At 64.2% G+C, this 14,863-nt stretch carries 13 protein-coding genes and 2 pseudogenes; 3 read left to right on the top strand and 12 right to left on the bottom strand.

Annotated elements, in window-relative coordinates:
- From ACGFK1_RS24170 to ACGFK1_RS24150, 5 genes are all read right to left on the bottom strand, one after another.
- Window positions 1–112, bottom strand: a 112-nt coding sequence (locus ACGFK1_RS24170) for a hypothetical protein (RefSeq protein ID WP_393435299.1), incomplete at its 3' end; no start/stop codon positions are given.
- An 80-nt stretch (window positions 113–192) separates the two neighbouring features.
- Window positions 193–1,944, bottom strand: coding sequence for an AMP-binding protein (locus ACGFK1_RS24165; RefSeq protein WP_393435268.1), 1,752 nt, complete (start codon window positions 1,942–1,944; stop codon window positions 193–195).
- A 1,155-nt stretch (window positions 1,945–3,099) separates the two neighbouring features.
- The gene (locus tag ACGFK1_RS24160; RefSeq protein ID WP_393435266.1) at window positions 3,100–3,813 is read right to left on the bottom strand and encodes a thioesterase II family protein; all 714 of its coding nucleotides are present in this window, start codon (window positions 3,811–3,813) and stop codon (window positions 3,100–3,102) included.
- A gap of 10 nt (window positions 3,814–3,823) precedes the next feature.
- Window positions 3,824–5,104, bottom strand: coding sequence for a threonine ammonia-lyase IlvA (ilvA, locus tag ACGFK1_RS24155; protein WP_393435263.1), 1,281 nt, complete (start codon window positions 5,102–5,104; stop codon window positions 3,824–3,826).
- A gap of 26 nt (window positions 5,105–5,130) precedes the next feature.
- Window positions 5,131–5,571, bottom strand: coding sequence for a nitroreductase family deazaflavin-dependent oxidoreductase (locus tag ACGFK1_RS24150; protein WP_393435260.1), 441 nt, complete (start codon window positions 5,569–5,571; stop codon window positions 5,131–5,133).
- An 87-nt stretch (window positions 5,572–5,658) separates the two neighbouring features.
- Here ACGFK1_RS24150 and ACGFK1_RS24145 point away from each other — a divergent pair, with 87 nt between their 5' ends.
- Window positions 5,659–5,850, top strand: a complete 192-nt coding sequence (locus ACGFK1_RS24145; RefSeq protein ID WP_393435257.1) for a hypothetical protein — start codon at window positions 5,659–5,661, stop codon at window positions 5,848–5,850.
- Here the strand turns inward: ACGFK1_RS24145 and ACGFK1_RS24140 are convergent.
- On the bottom strand, window positions 5,847–6,248 hold the full coding sequence (locus ACGFK1_RS24140) for an SRPBCC family protein (RefSeq protein WP_393435253.1): 402 nt from the start codon (window positions 6,246–6,248) through the stop codon (window positions 5,847–5,849). The genes ACGFK1_RS24145 and ACGFK1_RS24140 overlap by 4 nt on opposite strands.
- Window positions 6,249–6,277: 29 nt before the next feature.
- On the opposite strand from ACGFK1_RS24140, the pseudogene ACGFK1_RS24135 reads away from it, so the two are divergent.
- Window positions 6,278–7,023 (top strand): annotated as a pseudogene (locus ACGFK1_RS24135) (hypothetical protein).
- 35 nt (window positions 7,024–7,058) lie between these two features.
- Window positions 7,059–7,892 (top strand): annotated as a pseudogene (locus ACGFK1_RS24130) (class I SAM-dependent methyltransferase).
- Window positions 7,893–7,975: 83 nt separating this feature from the next.
- On the opposite strand, the gene dnaE reads toward ACGFK1_RS24130, so the two are convergent.
- The 6 genes from dnaE to ACGFK1_RS24100 form a co-directional block, all read right to left on the bottom strand.
- Window positions 7,976–11,503 (bottom strand): DNA polymerase III subunit alpha, encoded by a 3,528-nt coding sequence (gene dnaE, locus ACGFK1_RS24125; protein WP_393435250.1) that lies wholly within the window; start codon window positions 11,501–11,503, stop codon window positions 7,976–7,978.
- A gap of 72 nt (window positions 11,504–11,575) precedes the next feature.
- Window positions 11,576–12,136 (bottom strand): carboxymuconolactone decarboxylase family protein, encoded by a 561-nt coding sequence (locus tag ACGFK1_RS24120; protein WP_393435247.1) that lies wholly within the window; start codon window positions 12,134–12,136, stop codon window positions 11,576–11,578.
- 88 nt (window positions 12,137–12,224) lie between these two features.
- Complete coding sequence (locus tag ACGFK1_RS24115; protein WP_393435244.1) at window positions 12,225–12,359, bottom strand: hypothetical protein; 135 nt, start codon at window positions 12,357–12,359, stop codon at window positions 12,225–12,227.
- Between the two features lie 119 nt (window positions 12,360–12,478).
- Entirely contained in the window at window positions 12,479–13,162 is a 684-nt protein-coding gene (locus ACGFK1_RS24110; RefSeq protein WP_393435241.1) for a TetR/AcrR family transcriptional regulator, read from the bottom strand.
- Window positions 13,163–13,244: 82 nt separating this feature from the next.
- A complete protein-coding gene (locus ACGFK1_RS24105) occupies window positions 13,245–14,459 on the bottom strand; it encodes an RNA polymerase sigma factor (RefSeq protein WP_393435238.1) in 1,215 nt (404 codons plus the stop codon).
- Between the two features lie 14 nt (window positions 14,460–14,473).
- A complete protein-coding gene (locus tag ACGFK1_RS24100) occupies window positions 14,474–14,851 on the bottom strand; it encodes a YciI family protein (RefSeq protein WP_393435235.1) in 378 nt (125 codons plus the stop codon).
- Window positions 14,852–14,863 lie beyond the last annotated feature (12 nt).

Raw genomic sequence — 14,863 nt, 5'->3', positions numbered from 1 at the left:
CGATCGGCTCGACGTCACCCTTTTCGGCAACCTCCAGACGCGCACTCAAATCATCAATCTTGCGCAGTGCCTCGGTGATGATCGCCCGACGATCCGACGGCGCAGCAGTCATCGCGCTCACCCCACCCCCCTACAACCGATAGTCGTCAACCTCGATCACCCAGTGCCGAAGCCCCGACTCGGCGGCCGTCGTCATACGCAGACATCCATACGGCTGAACTCGGCTTGTTGATAACGCTCCACGCACGCAGAACGACGCACCTTGCCACTCGTGGTGATCGGGATCGAACCTGGCGGCACGAACACCAGATCTGCGGCCCGCACGCCGTGCGAACGCGAAATTGCAGACGCCACCCTGCGTTTGACGTCTCGGATACGATCCCGCATCTCGTCCGCGGAGCTGTCCCGTGTCTTGAACTCGATGATCGCGACCAGTTGCTCGCTTCGCTCGCCTGGGACAGATATCGCGGCGACGCGACCTCCGGTGGTCTCTTGGATCGTGGCCTCGATGTCGTCGGGATAGTGATTGCGGCCATCGACTATCAGCAGGTCCTTGATCCGGCCGACGATGAACAGCTCACCGTCCGATATGACACCCAGATCGCCGGTCCGCAGCCAGGGTCCGTGGGGCGTTCCTACCGCAGGCTCTACTATTTGGCCGCCGAAGGTGCGCTCGGAGGCCTCTGGGTTATGCCAGTAGCCGGCAGCGATGTTGTCGCCGTGTACCCAGATCTCGCCGACCTTGCCCGCCGGGTTCTCCACCCGTGTCTCCGAGTCGACGATCCGCAACGTGGTGGCCCTCGGTGCACCGTAGCTGACCAGTTCCACCCCGCCTCCGCTGCTGCATCGCTTTGCATGTCCGGCCGACAACTTCTCGTAGTCAAACCACGCCGTCGTCGGGGGGCGCTCGGGTGCCAGCGACGTCACATACAGGGTCGCTTCGGCTAAGCCGTAGGACGGCAGCAGCGCGGTGCCGGGAAGGTTGAAGCGGGCGAATCGCTCGGTGAACCGTCGGATCGTCGCCGCGTGGATGCGTTCGCTGCCACTTATGATGCTCTGCACGTTGGCCAGGTCGCAGCCGGCCATGTCGTCGTCGGTCGTCCGTCGCGCTGCCAGTTCAAACGCGAAGTTCGGCGCTGCCGAGAACGACCGCGTATGCCCACCCAGCAGTTGGATCCACCGCGCGGGCTTCTGCAGAAACGCCATGGGGCTCGTCACTATCGCGTGTATCCCTGCCGCGACCGGCGCGAAGATACCCAGGAGCAAGCCCATGTCGTGGTAGAACGGCAGCCACGACACGGGTGTGATGTCGGGAGGTGGAAAGCCACCGAATGCCTCGAAGTAGTCGGAGAACACCTGGTCGAGGTTCGCGACGATGTTTCTGTGCGTCACGACGACACCGGCCGGCTGACGAGTCGAGCCCGAGGTGTATTGCAGCAGAGCGATTTTGGCTTGCGCGGCCCTGTTCGCGTTCAGCGTTGGCTGCGCCTCCAGGTCGAGGGCATCGATCTCGATCAGCGCCACCGTAGCCAGGTCTTGCTCGGCACGAGTGGACGCAATGACGTCACTGACGACAGCTGACGTCGTCAGAATCGCGACCGGCGAGCAGTCCCTCAGGGCCGCCGATACGCGTTCGTCGTGCGTGCCGGACATCGGGACGGACAGCGGGACCGCAACGTAGCCCGCCTCCATCGCCGCGAGGAATCCGACGATGTAGTCGAGGCCTTGCGGCGCGATGATCGCAACGCGGTCACCCGGCGCGCCGCACGAAGTTATTTCTGCTGCGAGCGACTGCACGCGCTGGTACACCTGGGACCAGGTCACGCTCTCGGCAAACCCCGCCGGGTCGAGTTCGTAGTCGATGAACGTGAAAGCATGCGCATCGGGTCGTCGCCGAGCCTGTTCTCGCAGTGCAGCGGGGATGGAGGATTCGATCACCGGCATCGCGACACCTTTCCGTTCTGATTGCTGGTCACGGAAAATGTCACGTTACAACGCCCTGGCGAATGTGTGTTGCCATTTTCTGAAATAGAAGTAGGCGCGTTCAGGCCAATTATTTGCATAGTGAAAAGCCGGAACAGAAGCCTTTGCAGCGCTCCCGTGAGATTTGATCATGTCAGGCGAAATTGCTGCAGGTCAAAGTGCTGACGGCGTTGCGCCGGGATGCTGCATGACGGCACATAATCTTTGCTAGCCTCTGCCATGTCGCGCATGGTGCTGCGAAGCGCCTCGGTGCGCGAGAGACGGGCCGCGCCCCCGATCGCGGCGGGCGGCCGCCACCGCATCCCACCCCTTCGCAGATGCGACCGCAACGTACTCCGCAGCGATACCGTAGCAGCGGCGCGGCGTACACTGCCACCTGTGCCGCGGCTAAACGCTGTTGCTAACTTTGGGTAGTTCGGCGCATCCTCCGATGAAAACTCTTAACTAACTGACGAGTAACGTTTGCTCAGGCACCAGAAGGATTGCCCACTCCACCGCCCGCCAACAGCTTGGCAACACAAGCGCTGGGTTAAGACAATCTCGACGCAGTGTCATCCCGACTTTGGCTCGTCCGTACGCCACAGTTCGTGACTCGGGATGACTAACCCTCTCCCGGTATCACGACAACATTCCCAATATTGGGATCGACCGATACTTTGCCAAATCGGCACGTCGGGGACTTTGCATCTGCGGAAACGGGACGTCGTATTAACGGCCGGCCCTCAGGGGCAAGCGCTTCTAAATACTAATGCGCGGAATTATGGTCCCGTATTTTAAAACGTTATTGACGTCGGCGTTGATTCGATTCAATAGTGGCAAAATCTTATTCGGTCAAATGGTCAAAGCCGCTGCACGGTGATCTTTCATTGACCGGCCGCGCGGTCTTTAGCTGGATGTATGTCGTGCAGCGGCGCAGGCGTGGTCGAGGTGAAGCGCGCCGATCGGCGGCGCCACCCAGATCGCGGGTAACGGCATTAACGTCGCGCTGATTGACCGTATCGGATGTCGGTGCCGTCAATTTGGGGACTTAGGCAATGCCACACGGATTCGCCACGGTCTTGAGGTAGTTGACAATCGCGACAATAAATTCAAAAGCTCAGATACGCGCGCGGCCAGCTATCGGCTATCGCAACACGACAGGATCTTCTCCTCGATGTCGCCGACCAACTGCGGCAAGTGGTCATCGAGATAGAAGTGGTGACCAGTGAATACCCGGGCGGTGAACTCGGCTGTCGTGCGCTCCGACCACGGCACCACCTTCTCGTAGGTGGCGACGTCGTCATTGTCGGCCAGATACGCGGAGATGGGACAGGACAAGGCAACATCGGGTGGGCAGTCATAGTTTGCTATGGCCCTCAGCCCGCGCAATGTGGGCAGGATCTTCGCCGCAAACTCCTCGTTCTCGAGGAACTCCGGGTTTGCGCCTGTCATCTCGCTGACCGCACTGAGCAGGCCGCGGTCGGACTCGGGGATGTAGTCATATCCGATCCGCCCCGGTGCGGCGCAGGCGGACACGAACAGAGCGCAAATCGGTGTTGCCGCCGCTTCGAAACGGCGCGCGACCTCGAACGCCAGCAGGGCGCCCATACTGTGGCCGAAGAAAGCGACCGGATCGTCAGAGCCTTTCGGTGCCGAAACCAACCGGCATGCCTGATCGGCGAGGTCCTCAATGCTCGTGAACGATGCGAGATCGTGCGTCCCGCGTTGTCCCGGATACTGCACCGCGATGCGTTGAACTTTGTCCGAGAACGTTTTCGCGAAAGGGACGTAATACTGTGCCGATCCCCCGGCATGCGGGAAGATGTACAGCTTCGGCTTTCCCCCGGTCACTCTGCACCCCCTACAGCAGATAGCGGTAGGCCGGCGAACCGGGCTCCAGCGTCTCGACGTGGATGTCGGAGGCCTTCATCCGCTCCAGCAGGCCCTCGAAGTCGGCGGCCGAGCCAAGCTCGATGCCGACCAGCGCCTCACCGGTGTCGCGGTTGTTGCGCTTGACGTACTCGAACAGCGTGATGTCGTCGTTGGGCCCCAGCACGGTGTCCAGAAAGCGCCGCAGCGCACCGGGTTCCTGCGGAAAGTCCACCAGGAAGTAGTGCTTGAGACCAAGGTGCACCAGCGAGCGTTCGAGCACCTCGTTGTAGCGCGAGACATCGTTGTTGCCGCCCGAAATCAGGCAGACCACAGTCGATTCCGGTTCGATGTCGGCTTCCATCAGCCCGGCCACCGACAGTGCGCCCGCCGGTTCGGCGATGATGCCCTCGTTCTGGTACAGGTCGAGCATCGCGGTGCACACCGCACCTTCGTCGACGGTGGTGATCGACACCATGTCGCCTGCCGCGGCCAGCGCCGCATACGGCCGTGCCCCCGCCCTGTTCACCGCCGCACCGTCGACGAACTGGTCGACGTGCTCGAGCGTGACCGGTTCTCCGGCGGCCAGTGCGGCGATCATCGCCGCGGCCCCCGCGGGTTCGACGCCCAACACCGATGTGTTCGTCGTCCGCTCGGCCAGATAAGTCGTGATACCCGAGATGCAGCCCCCGCCACCGACCGGGACGATCACCAAATCTGGCTCCTCGTCGAGTTGGTCGAGGATCTCGGCGGCGATGGTGCCCTGGCCTGCCATCGTGCGCAGGTCGTCGTAGGGCGGCACCAGCGTCGCGCCGGTCCTGGCGACATCGTCGAGCGCGGCAGCGGCGGCCTCGTCGTACGTCTTACCGATCGCGATCAGCTCGATGAACTCGCGGCCGTGGTAACAGATGCGGTCCCGCTTCTGTTTCGGCGTCTTCGCAGGCACATACACCCGGCCCTGGATGCCCATCGAGCGGCACGCCATCGCGAAGCCCTGGGCGTGATTACCCGCCGACGAACACACCACGCCGGCGGCGATCTCCTCGTCGGACAGCTGCATCAGCAGGTTGTGCGCACCGCGCAGCTTGTACGACCGGACTGCCTGGAGGTCCTCCCGCTTCAGGTAGACCGTCGCACCGGTGGCCTCCGAGAGCCGCTCGCTGTACTGCAGCGGGCTGCGCAGAACCACGCCGGAAATTCGCTGAGCGGCCTCGTCGATATCAGCCGCGGACAGCGGCGAGAACATGGGGCTACGGCTCAGTTCGGCGGACACCGAACAATAGTGCCACCAACCAGCGGTTATCCGGAAATCGGTGTCAGCACGAAGACCGGAATCTGCCGGTCCGTCTTGGTTTGGTACTCCGCATAGTCCGGCCAGGCCTCGACGGCGCGCTTCCACCACAGCGCCTTCTCGTCGCCGAAGACCTCGCGGGCCTCGTAGTCCTTGGTGATGTCGCCGTCTTGCAACTCGACGTGCGGATGCGCCTTGATGTTGTGATACCAGACCGGGTTCTTCGGTGCCCCGCCCAGCGACGCCACGACCGCGTACTGGCCGTCATGCTCGACCCGCATCAGCGGTGTCCTGCGGATCTTGCCGGTCTTGGCGCCGATCGTGGTCAGCAGGATGAGGGGCTTGCCCTTCATGTCGACACCATCGGTGCTGCCGGTCTCGGCGATCTTGTCGGCGTGCTCGCGCACCCAGTCCCACGGGCTTGGTTCATAGTCTCCGGAAAGTGGCATTCCGCCAGCTTAGACCCACTATCGAGGGGCGAATGCGGAGCGGCGTTTCGGTTGACCGAAAACTCACTTCCGAGCTATCGTCAAATGATGACCGTGCGGGACGAAGTCAGCATCGCCGGGGTGGCGTGGCCGGTGTACAAGCTGCTCGCGCTGGCGATCGCGTTGGTCGTCATGGTGATCGTCGCTGTCGCGACTAGCAGCGCCGCCCCATCTGTGCTGGCTGCCGCGGCAGCAGGCACCATGGTCTGGCTGACGCTGGGCGCGTTCCAGCGCCGTTAGGCCTCCACCAGCCGCCGCAGAGTTTCCAGGTCGGCCGCCACGGCCGCCACATCGGCATCGAACTGCTCATCGGTCATGCCGTCGCGCCGTCGCACGGTGAACAACACCTCACAGCGCGTCTCACCGACGCCGCCGGGGATCACCCGCAGCGGGTTGTACACCGCTTCGCCGGTCGGCAGCCGAACCACATGATCGAGCACGCCGAACGCGTTGGCCGGCGTGAACTCGACGGTCACTTGGCCCATCGGCGAGTCGGCGACCCAGCCGTCAGTGGTCTGCCGCAGTCCGCCTTCGGCAAGTCCCGCCGCCCACTTCGGCCAGGTCTGCGGGTCGGCGGCGAATTCATAGACGGTTTCGGGTCCGGCTTCGATCCATGTGCTCACGTGTCGCGACTCCATCTGTCCATCGTGGCGCACACACTGACCTGATGGACACCGCATCAGAACCGTCGAAAGCGGTCGACGAGTTGGTGACCCGCGCCGAACGCCTTGCTTCACACGCCGAACGCCACATCCCGTCGTGGCTGCGGCCGGGGATCCGGAGAGTCGGCTGCCGGTGCTTGCCGCCCTGATCGTCGCGATCACGCTGCAAATGGTGATCGCGAAGAGCTATGTGCTTGTGCCCAGGTGGCCGCTGGTCGCTGCCGAAGTTCTCCTGCTGGCCGTGCTCGTGGTGCTCAACCCGCTGCGCCTGACGCGTTCGACACTGCTCGGCAAGTACGCCACCTGGTTGCTTCTCGGCGCGATCACGCTGGATACCACGCTGTCAGCAATCGTGTTGGATGCCCGCATCATCTCGGGCGAGGTGAGCAATGACGCCGCCTTGCTGCTCGGCAGCGGTTCGGCGATCTTCGTCACCAACATCATCGTGTTCGGCATCTAGTACTGGGAACTGGACCGCGGTGGGCCGTTCGCGCGCCGCGCAGGCACCCGCCCGTACCCCGACTTCATGTTCCCTCAGATGGACCCCGACACCGCGAAGCTGGCCAAGCCCGGATGGCGGCCGACGTTCCTCGACTATCTCTACGTCAGCTTCACCAACGTGGTGGCGTTCTCGCCGACCGACACCATGCCGCTGTCGCGGTGGGCGAAGATGATGATGACCGTGCAGGCGATGGTCGCGCTGACCACTGCTGGGCTCGTAATCGCAAGGGCGGTGAACGTTTTGGGCTGACCGTTCAGCCGGAAAACAGGCGTAGGTTCACGGTCATGAGGATTGCAACCGCCGAACTGACGCCGCTCGAACAGACCGCTTTTCTCACCGAATACGCCAGGGCGCTGGACAGCCGGTCGCCGCGGCCCATTCTCGGCGACCGGCTTGCCGACGAGGTCGTCGGCAAAATCGATTACGACTTTGCCGGATTGGGCGTGCAGACCAGCGTGATCTGCCAAACGGCGTTGCGCGCGAAGATGCTCGACGACCGGGTGCGGGCCTTCATCCGAGAGCACCACGATGCCGTCGTCGTCGACCTCGGCGCCGGCCTGGACAGCGGGTTTCATCGGGTAAACCCACCTGACTCGGTCGACTGGTACAGCGTCGACCTGCCCGGTATTCTGGCGTTGCGCGACGAAGTGCTGCCGGCCGACCCGCATTCGCATGCGGTGCCGGTGTCGCTGGCCGAAAAGCATTGGCACGAAGAGATTCCGGCCGATCGTCCGGCGATGCTGGTGGCCGACGGGTTGTTCGCCTTTCTGTCGGAGGAGACGATCGTCGGGGTCTTCCGGGGGATCACCGAACACTTTCGGACGGGCGAATTGGCATTCAACGACTACGGCCGGATCGGCTGGGGCAGCAAGCTCGCGATCAGGTTCGCCCCGCAGAAGATGTTCAAGGATGTCGGAAGCCAGTAGGGCTATGCGGGTTTCAAGGATGCACACCACCCGCAGACGTGGAACCCGCGGATGACGCTCGTCGAGGAGGCCAGCCTGACCCACGCTCCCGAGGTCGACCTCTTTCCCGGCTGGATTCGCATCGCGACGAAGCTGTCCGGCAAGACCACGGCAGGTGCCCGCAAGGCCCGGATCCTGCGGTACGCGTTCTGAATAGCGCGCACGGAGGCGCTGAAACTACGGTTCTTGACGACTCCTCGGTGAAATTCGTCAGAAACCGTAGTTTCGACGGCGAACTAGCCGCCGAGGCAGCCCGGGCCCAGCAGTGCCTTGAGGTCGCCCATCAATGCCGACGACGGAGTCACCCGCAGCGAGGCGTCCAGTTCCAGTGTGGTGATCCGCTCACCGCTGATCAGTCGCAGATGCACCTGCGATGTGCCGGGGTGGCGGGCCAACACCTGTTTGAGCGCAGTCACCTTGTCGACGGTGCACTGCCGCGTCGGGAGGCTGACCGCCAGCGGCCGGTCCGCCTGCGCGCTGGAGAAGTCCGGCACCACGAGCTCATGTGCGATCAACGCGATGCGGTCATCGCGCGCGGCCACCTTCGCCTTCACGAGCACCACAGCGTCGTCGGTGATCTCGCCGCCGTACACCGAGTAGGTCTGGGGGAAGAACAGCACCTCGATGCCACCGGTGAGATCTTCCAATTGCGCTGAAGCCCAAGGCAAACCGTTCTTGTTGACCCGGCGGTTCACCGACGCGAGGATGCCGCCGACCACCACTTGGGCGTCGTTGGCGACGTCGCCGTCGAGGATGGCTGGAATCTGCGTGTCGACCTGCATGGCCAGCAGGTGCGCGACGCCGTTCAGCGGATGGCCCGACACATAGAGGCCCAGCATCTCGCGCTCGAGCGCCAACTTGTGCTTGTCCTCCCACTCCTCGTCGGGCACCTTGATGGTGAACACCGCGTCGGTCGCGGTGTCGGCGCCGCCGAAGAGGTCGAACTGGCCCATCGCCTCGGCCTTCTTGGTGCCGAGCACCGAGTCGACCGCATCGGTGTGAATCAGGAACAGCCCCTTGCGCGGGTGCCCCAGTGAGTCGAACGCGCCCGCCTTGATCAGCGACTCGGTCACCTTCTTGTTGCACGGACCGATGTCGATCTTGTTGAGGTAATCCGAGAAGTCGATGTACTTGCCCTTCTCGGTGCGTGTCGCGACGAGGGAGGAGACGACATTCGCCCCGACGTTGCGCACCGCCCCCAGGCCGTAGCGGATGTCCTCCCCTACCGAGGTGAAGTTCAGGCTCGACTCGTTGACGTCCGGCGGCAGCACCGTGATGCCCAACCGTCGGCAGTCGGCGAGGTAGACCGCGGCCTTGTCCTTGTCGTCGGCCACCGACGTGAGCAACCCGGCCATGTACTCGGCCGGATAGTTGGCCTTCAGATACGCGGTCCAGTAGGACACCAGCCCGTAACCGGCGGCATGCGATTTGTTGAACGCGTAGTCGGCGAACGGGAGCACGGTGTCCCACAGCGCCTTGATGGCCGCCGCCGAGAACCCGTTGGCCTTCATGCCCTCCGAGAAGCCCTCGTACTCCTTGTCGAGCACCTCACGCTTCTTCTTGCCCATGGCTTTTCGCAGAATGTCTGCTCGGGCGAGCGAGTAGCTGGCCACCTTCTGCGCGATGCGCATGATCTGCTCTTGATAGACGATCAGGCCGTACGTCTCGGCGAGGATCTCGCGCAGCGGCTCTTCGAGTTCGGGATGGATCGGCTTGATGGCCTGCTTGCCGTTCTTGCGGTCGGCGTAGTCATTGTGCGCGTTCATGCCCATTGGGCCGGGCCGATACAGCGCGATCACGGCGACGACGTCCTCGAACCCGGTCGGCTGCATGCGGCGCAGCAAGTCACGCATCGGCCCGCCGTCGAGCTGGAACACACCGAGGGTGTCACCGCGGCCGAGCAGTTGGTAGGTGGCCGGGTCGTCGAGCGGGACCGACTCCAGATCGAGCTCGATTCCCCTGTTGGCCTTGATGTTCTCCAGCGCGTCACCGATGATCGTCAGGTTCCGCAGGCCGAGGAAGTCCATCTTCAACAGGCCGATGGCCTCGCACGACGGGTAGTCCCAACCCGTGATGATCGCGCCGTCCTGGGGCCGTTTCCACAGCGGGATCGCCTCGGTGAGCGGCTCGCTGCTCATGATCACCGCGCAGGCGTGCACACCGGCGTTGCGGATCAGGCCCTCGAGCCCGCGGGCGGTTTCGTAGATGGTGCGGACGTCGGGGTCGGTGTCGATGAGCCCGCGGACCTCGGCGGCCTCTTTGTACCGCTCATGGCTGGAATCCGTGATGCCGGACAGCGGGATGTCCTTGGCCATGATCGGCGGCGGCAGCGCCTTTGTGATCCGGTCGGCGATCGCGAAGCCCGGCTGGCCGTAGTGGATGCGGGCCGAGTCCTTAAGCGCCGCTTTGGTTTTGATGGTGCCGAAGGTGATCACCTGGGCCACCCGGTCGCTGCCCCACTTGTCTGCGGCATAGCGCACCATCTCACCGCGGCGGCGGTCGTCGAAGTCGATGTCGATATCGGGCATCGACGCGCGCTCGGGGTTCAGGAACCGCTCGAACAGCAAGCCGTGCTCGATGGGGTCGATATCGGTGATCCGAAGCGCATACGCGACCAGCGACCCGGCAGCCGACCCGCGACCCGGGCCGACCCGGATGTCGACCGACCGGGCGTAGCTCACCAGGTCGGCCACGATCAGGAAGTAGGACGGGTACCCCTTGGCGCAGATGACGTCGATTTCGTATGCCGCGCGGTCGATGTAGGTCTGCGGCACGCCCGCCGGGAACCGCCGGGCCAGCCCCGCATCCACCTCGTGACGCAGCCAGGACGCCTGATCGTGTCCTTCGGGCACCGGGAAGATCGGCATCCGGTCGCGCAGCTCCCACACATCGGCGTACGACTGAACGCGCTCGGCGATCAACAGCGTGGAGTCGCAGGCGCCCGGGATGTCGTTGTCCCAGATCTGGCGCATCTCGGCGGCGGACTTGAGGAAGTAACCGTCGCCGTCGAATTTGAACCGGGTGGGATCAGACAGCGTCTTTCCGGTCTGCACACACAGCAGCGCCTCATGGTTGTGCGCGGCATCACGGGTGACGTAGTGGCAGTCGTTGGTGGCCAGCGGCGGGATGCCGAGCTTGCGGCCGATTTCCAGCAGCCCCTCGCGGACCCGGCGTTCGATGTCGAGGCCGTGGTCCATCAGCTCGAGGAAGTAGTTGTCGGCGCCGAAGATCTCACGCCACTTCGCCGCCGACTCCAGCGCCTCGCGGTCATGGCCCAGCCTCAGCCGGGTCTGCACCTCGCCGGACGGACAGCCGGTGGTGGCGATGATCCCCCGGGCGTGCTCGGCGATGAGCTCGGCGTCCATGCGTGCCCACTTGCCGAGCTGGCCCTCGAACGAGGCGAGCGACGACAGCTTGAAAAGGTTGCGCAACCCCGTCGCGTTCTCGGCCACCATGGTCATGTGGGTGTACGAGCCGCTGCCCGAGACGTCGTCGCTCTTCTGGCTGGGATCGCCCCACAAGATGCGCTTGGTCTCGAAGCGCGACCCCGGCGCGATGTAGGCCTCGATGCCGATGATCGGCTTGATGCCCGTCTCGGTGGCGGCGTTGTAGAACTCACTGGCGCCGAACATGTTTCCGTGGTCGGTCATCCCGATCGCGGGCATCTGCAGCCGTTGCGCCTCGGCGAGCATTGGCTTGACCTTCGCGGCACCGTCCAACATCGAGTATTCGGTGTGGTTGTGGAGGTGCACGAAGGAGTTCATAGGGACGCCAGTCTATGACCGGGGGCCGACAGATCTCGGCGTGTCGGCGTGCGTGTCTTTTGCCTCGGTTCGCTATTGCGGGAACCGGCGGGCGCCCGCCTCCAACGGCAGTCGCAGACCGTTCACCAGATAGCTCACCGTCCGGTAAGTGCCTGCCAACATGAGCAACTCCAGGATCGCTTCATCGCTGTGGCGCGCGGTCAATTGCTCCCAGATGTCGTCGGCGATCGCGCAGGTCTGCTGCAGGCTGTCACACAACCTGATGAGCACCCGGTCGTCGCCTGTCCAGCATGCGTCGTCGGGCCTGCCGCTCACCAGCGACGTGATCTGAGCATCTGTCAGCCCCGCCTTCGCCGCATACGCCGTCACGTGCACGCCCCACTCGTATTCGGCACCACACGAGGCTGTGACACGGTCGATGACGATCTCTCGTTGCCGGATGGTCAGATGCCCGCGGTCGAGAAGGCCGGAGTTGAAGAATTTGAAGAACAGGCGTCGATCACGAGCCATGACGAGGAACAGGAGCAGCGGCGGTGCTCCTCGCATGATCGCGTCGATTGCCTGGCGAATGTCGCGGTCGAGCGGCGAGGACGCCGGCGCGATCCTCGCGCTATGAGTTTTGTAGCGTGCCATGGCGGCACTCTACGCCGCGATGCTTCAAAAAGTGAAGCATGACTTCGCCGAGGATTGGTCCGCCGTCGTTCGCCGGTCGCGACGATGGTCAGTCGACCCGCGAGCGGCCGCGTCGAAACACCCGTTTGACCGTCGGCATTGGCCGCGATTCCCAACCGACCTGCGTGAGAATCCCGGCCGCGATGAAAGCAGCGACGAGGACTGCGAACCAGATGCCAACCATGCCAGGAACGCTATTGGCGCCCGCCAGGAAAGAAATCGGGTGTTTCCCTCGAAAAAGAGATCTTCCCTCGAGAAATATCTAGCACCGCCCCGTCCTGCGGCTGACCTGCGTGAAGAAGATCAGCCGGTCAGCCCCGGCCAGGTATGGCGCAGTTCATCGACGGGAACCGCGGTGGGCGCCGGCGGCGCGATGCTCAGCTGTCGGCCGTTCGTCTGGTGATCCAGCAATCCGCGCGTGATCAGTCGATGAAGTTGCTTGGCAACCATCGGCAAGTGGTTCTGATCCGCAATATATCCGGCGTAGAAACCCATTCCCAGAAATACAGCAAGCAACATGTTCACCACGGCGGGTGCATCCGTATCGACCGCGATCTCACCACGGGCGATGGCGTCGCCGACGATCGCGGTGTAGAAGGCGTGCACCGCCGACACCACGGGACCGGGTTGCCCCCGCAAGGTCGGACCGCGCTGCGATTCCAGCCTCGCGGTAATGGTGAACTGCAGCATCGACCGATCGGCGAACCCTGACCGGTGGGCCGAACTCACGAACCTGGACAGCTGATCAAGCAGCGTAGCTTCGCGTTTCGCTTGCGCAATGCAATCCGCGACAATCGAATACGTCTCCGCGATGAGGCAATCGTAGATCTCCTCGCGAGTGTGGAAGTAGTAGTGCATCGTCGGCCGGCTCAGCCCGGCACGAGAGGCGATCGCCTGAAAGTTGGCCGCCTCATAGCCTCTTTCGTTGATCACGTCGCGGGCCGCGCGCAGGATGCGCGCTCGTGTCTCTGCCGAATCGGCACCCACAGGGCGACCCCGCCCTCTGGCACCAGACAGCGGCTCCGCGTCAGACTCCACGAGCAAACGCTATGGCATAGCTACTCGCAGGTCAACCGGTCAAGTCTCGCAAACACCGCAAAAGGTAATTGGCCACCCCGGCGTCGGCGGTCAACGCGATGGCCCGGCGGAAGGCTTCCGCAGCCGCCGCGGGCATGCCGGCGGCGGCAAGCAGATGGGCGCGCGTCGTCCAGAACGGCTGGAAACCCTCGACGGCCGGGTCGTCGATCTTTTCCAGCGAGCGCAGTCCTGCTTCGGGTCCGTCGACCTCGCCGTCGACGGCCGCCGCGGCCACAGCCGCGCCGAGCGACGGCGCCACCCGCAACAGGGCGCGGTGCAGTTTTCTCAGCGCCGCCAGGTCGACGGTGCTGTGCACAGCCCTGGCGCAATGGGCGGACTGGATCGCCGCCTCGTACTGGAACCGACCGGGGGTGCCGTGCCGGTGCGCATACCGCAACAGCGCCTCACCTCGTGCGATCAACGCCGAGTCCCACCGCCCGGTGTCCTGTTCGTCGAGCGGAACAAATGAGCGGTCGGCGGTCCACCTAGCCGGTCGGCGCGCCTCCGACAGACAGACCAGGGCGGCCAGGCCGAGCACTTCCGGCTCCTCGGGCATCAACTCGACGAGCACCAGCGCCAGGTGTAGCGCCTCGGCGGCCAACGATTCGATTGGTGCGCCCTGTAGCGCAAGCTGCCAGTCGATCGAATATGCGCCGTAGACCGCCTCCAGGACGGCGGGCAGTCGCTCGGCGAGGTCGTCGCGCTCCGGAAGCACAAACGGGATGCCCGCATCACGGATGCGCTTCTTGGCGCGCACCAGCCGCTGCGCCATCGTCGCGGGCGGGACCGCGAACGCCCTTGCAATGGCCGCCGCCTCGACCCCGAGCACCGATTGCAGCATCAGCGCCGTCCGAACGTTCGGTGCGATCGCCGGATGAGCGCAGACAAGCATCAGCTCGAGCCGCCGGTCGGGGATTTCAGACATATCGTCGTCCAAAATCTCTGTCCGGCAGTCGGTTTCGGTCAGTACACGGGTCATCCGGTGGGCTGGAGACTTCCACAGGTCGCGCAACCGATTGCGCGCCACCGTCAGCACCCAGCCTTCGGGATTCGTCGGCATGCCGTCGAAGGGCCAGCGGGCCAGCGCGCGTTCGAGCGCATCCGCGAGCGCATCCTCGGCGGCGGCGATGTCACGCGTCGGCGCCACGAGGATGGCGAGCAGCTTTCCGTAGGAGTCCCGTGTCAGCGTTGCGACCCGGGCTCGCACATCGGCTGGCTCGGTCAGGGGGTGTACCACCCGCGATCGGCGGCGTATGTCCGCGCCACCGGACGGATCTCGATCCACCCCCAGCCGTTGGCGGGGTTGCGCTGCGCCCATTTGAGCGCCTCATCGAGGTTGTCGACGTCGATGACGAAGATGCCGCCGAGCTTCTCCTTGGTGTCGGCGAACGGCCCGTCCTGGATCTCCGGCGTGCCGGTATGTGCGGTCACGGTGGTGGTGGCGACGACGGATTCCAACACCTCGGTGTCGACGAGTACACCGGCGGCCGACAAGTCGTCGGCGTACTGGACGAAGGCCGCCATGGCCGGCGCCATGTCCTCCTCTGTCAACCCGATCTCAGTGCCCTCTTGGTAGTGCATCAGCAGGCAGTACCGCATGACTGGTTCCTT

The organism is Mycobacterium sp. NPDC048908 (assembly GCF_043197955.1).
In the GTDB taxonomy this organism is placed as follows: domain Bacteria; phylum Actinomycetota; class Actinomycetes; order Mycobacteriales; family Mycobacteriaceae; genus Mycobacterium.
Note: the sequence above shows the minus strand (reverse complement) of the source record. Positions and strands in the feature narration are given on the sequence as shown.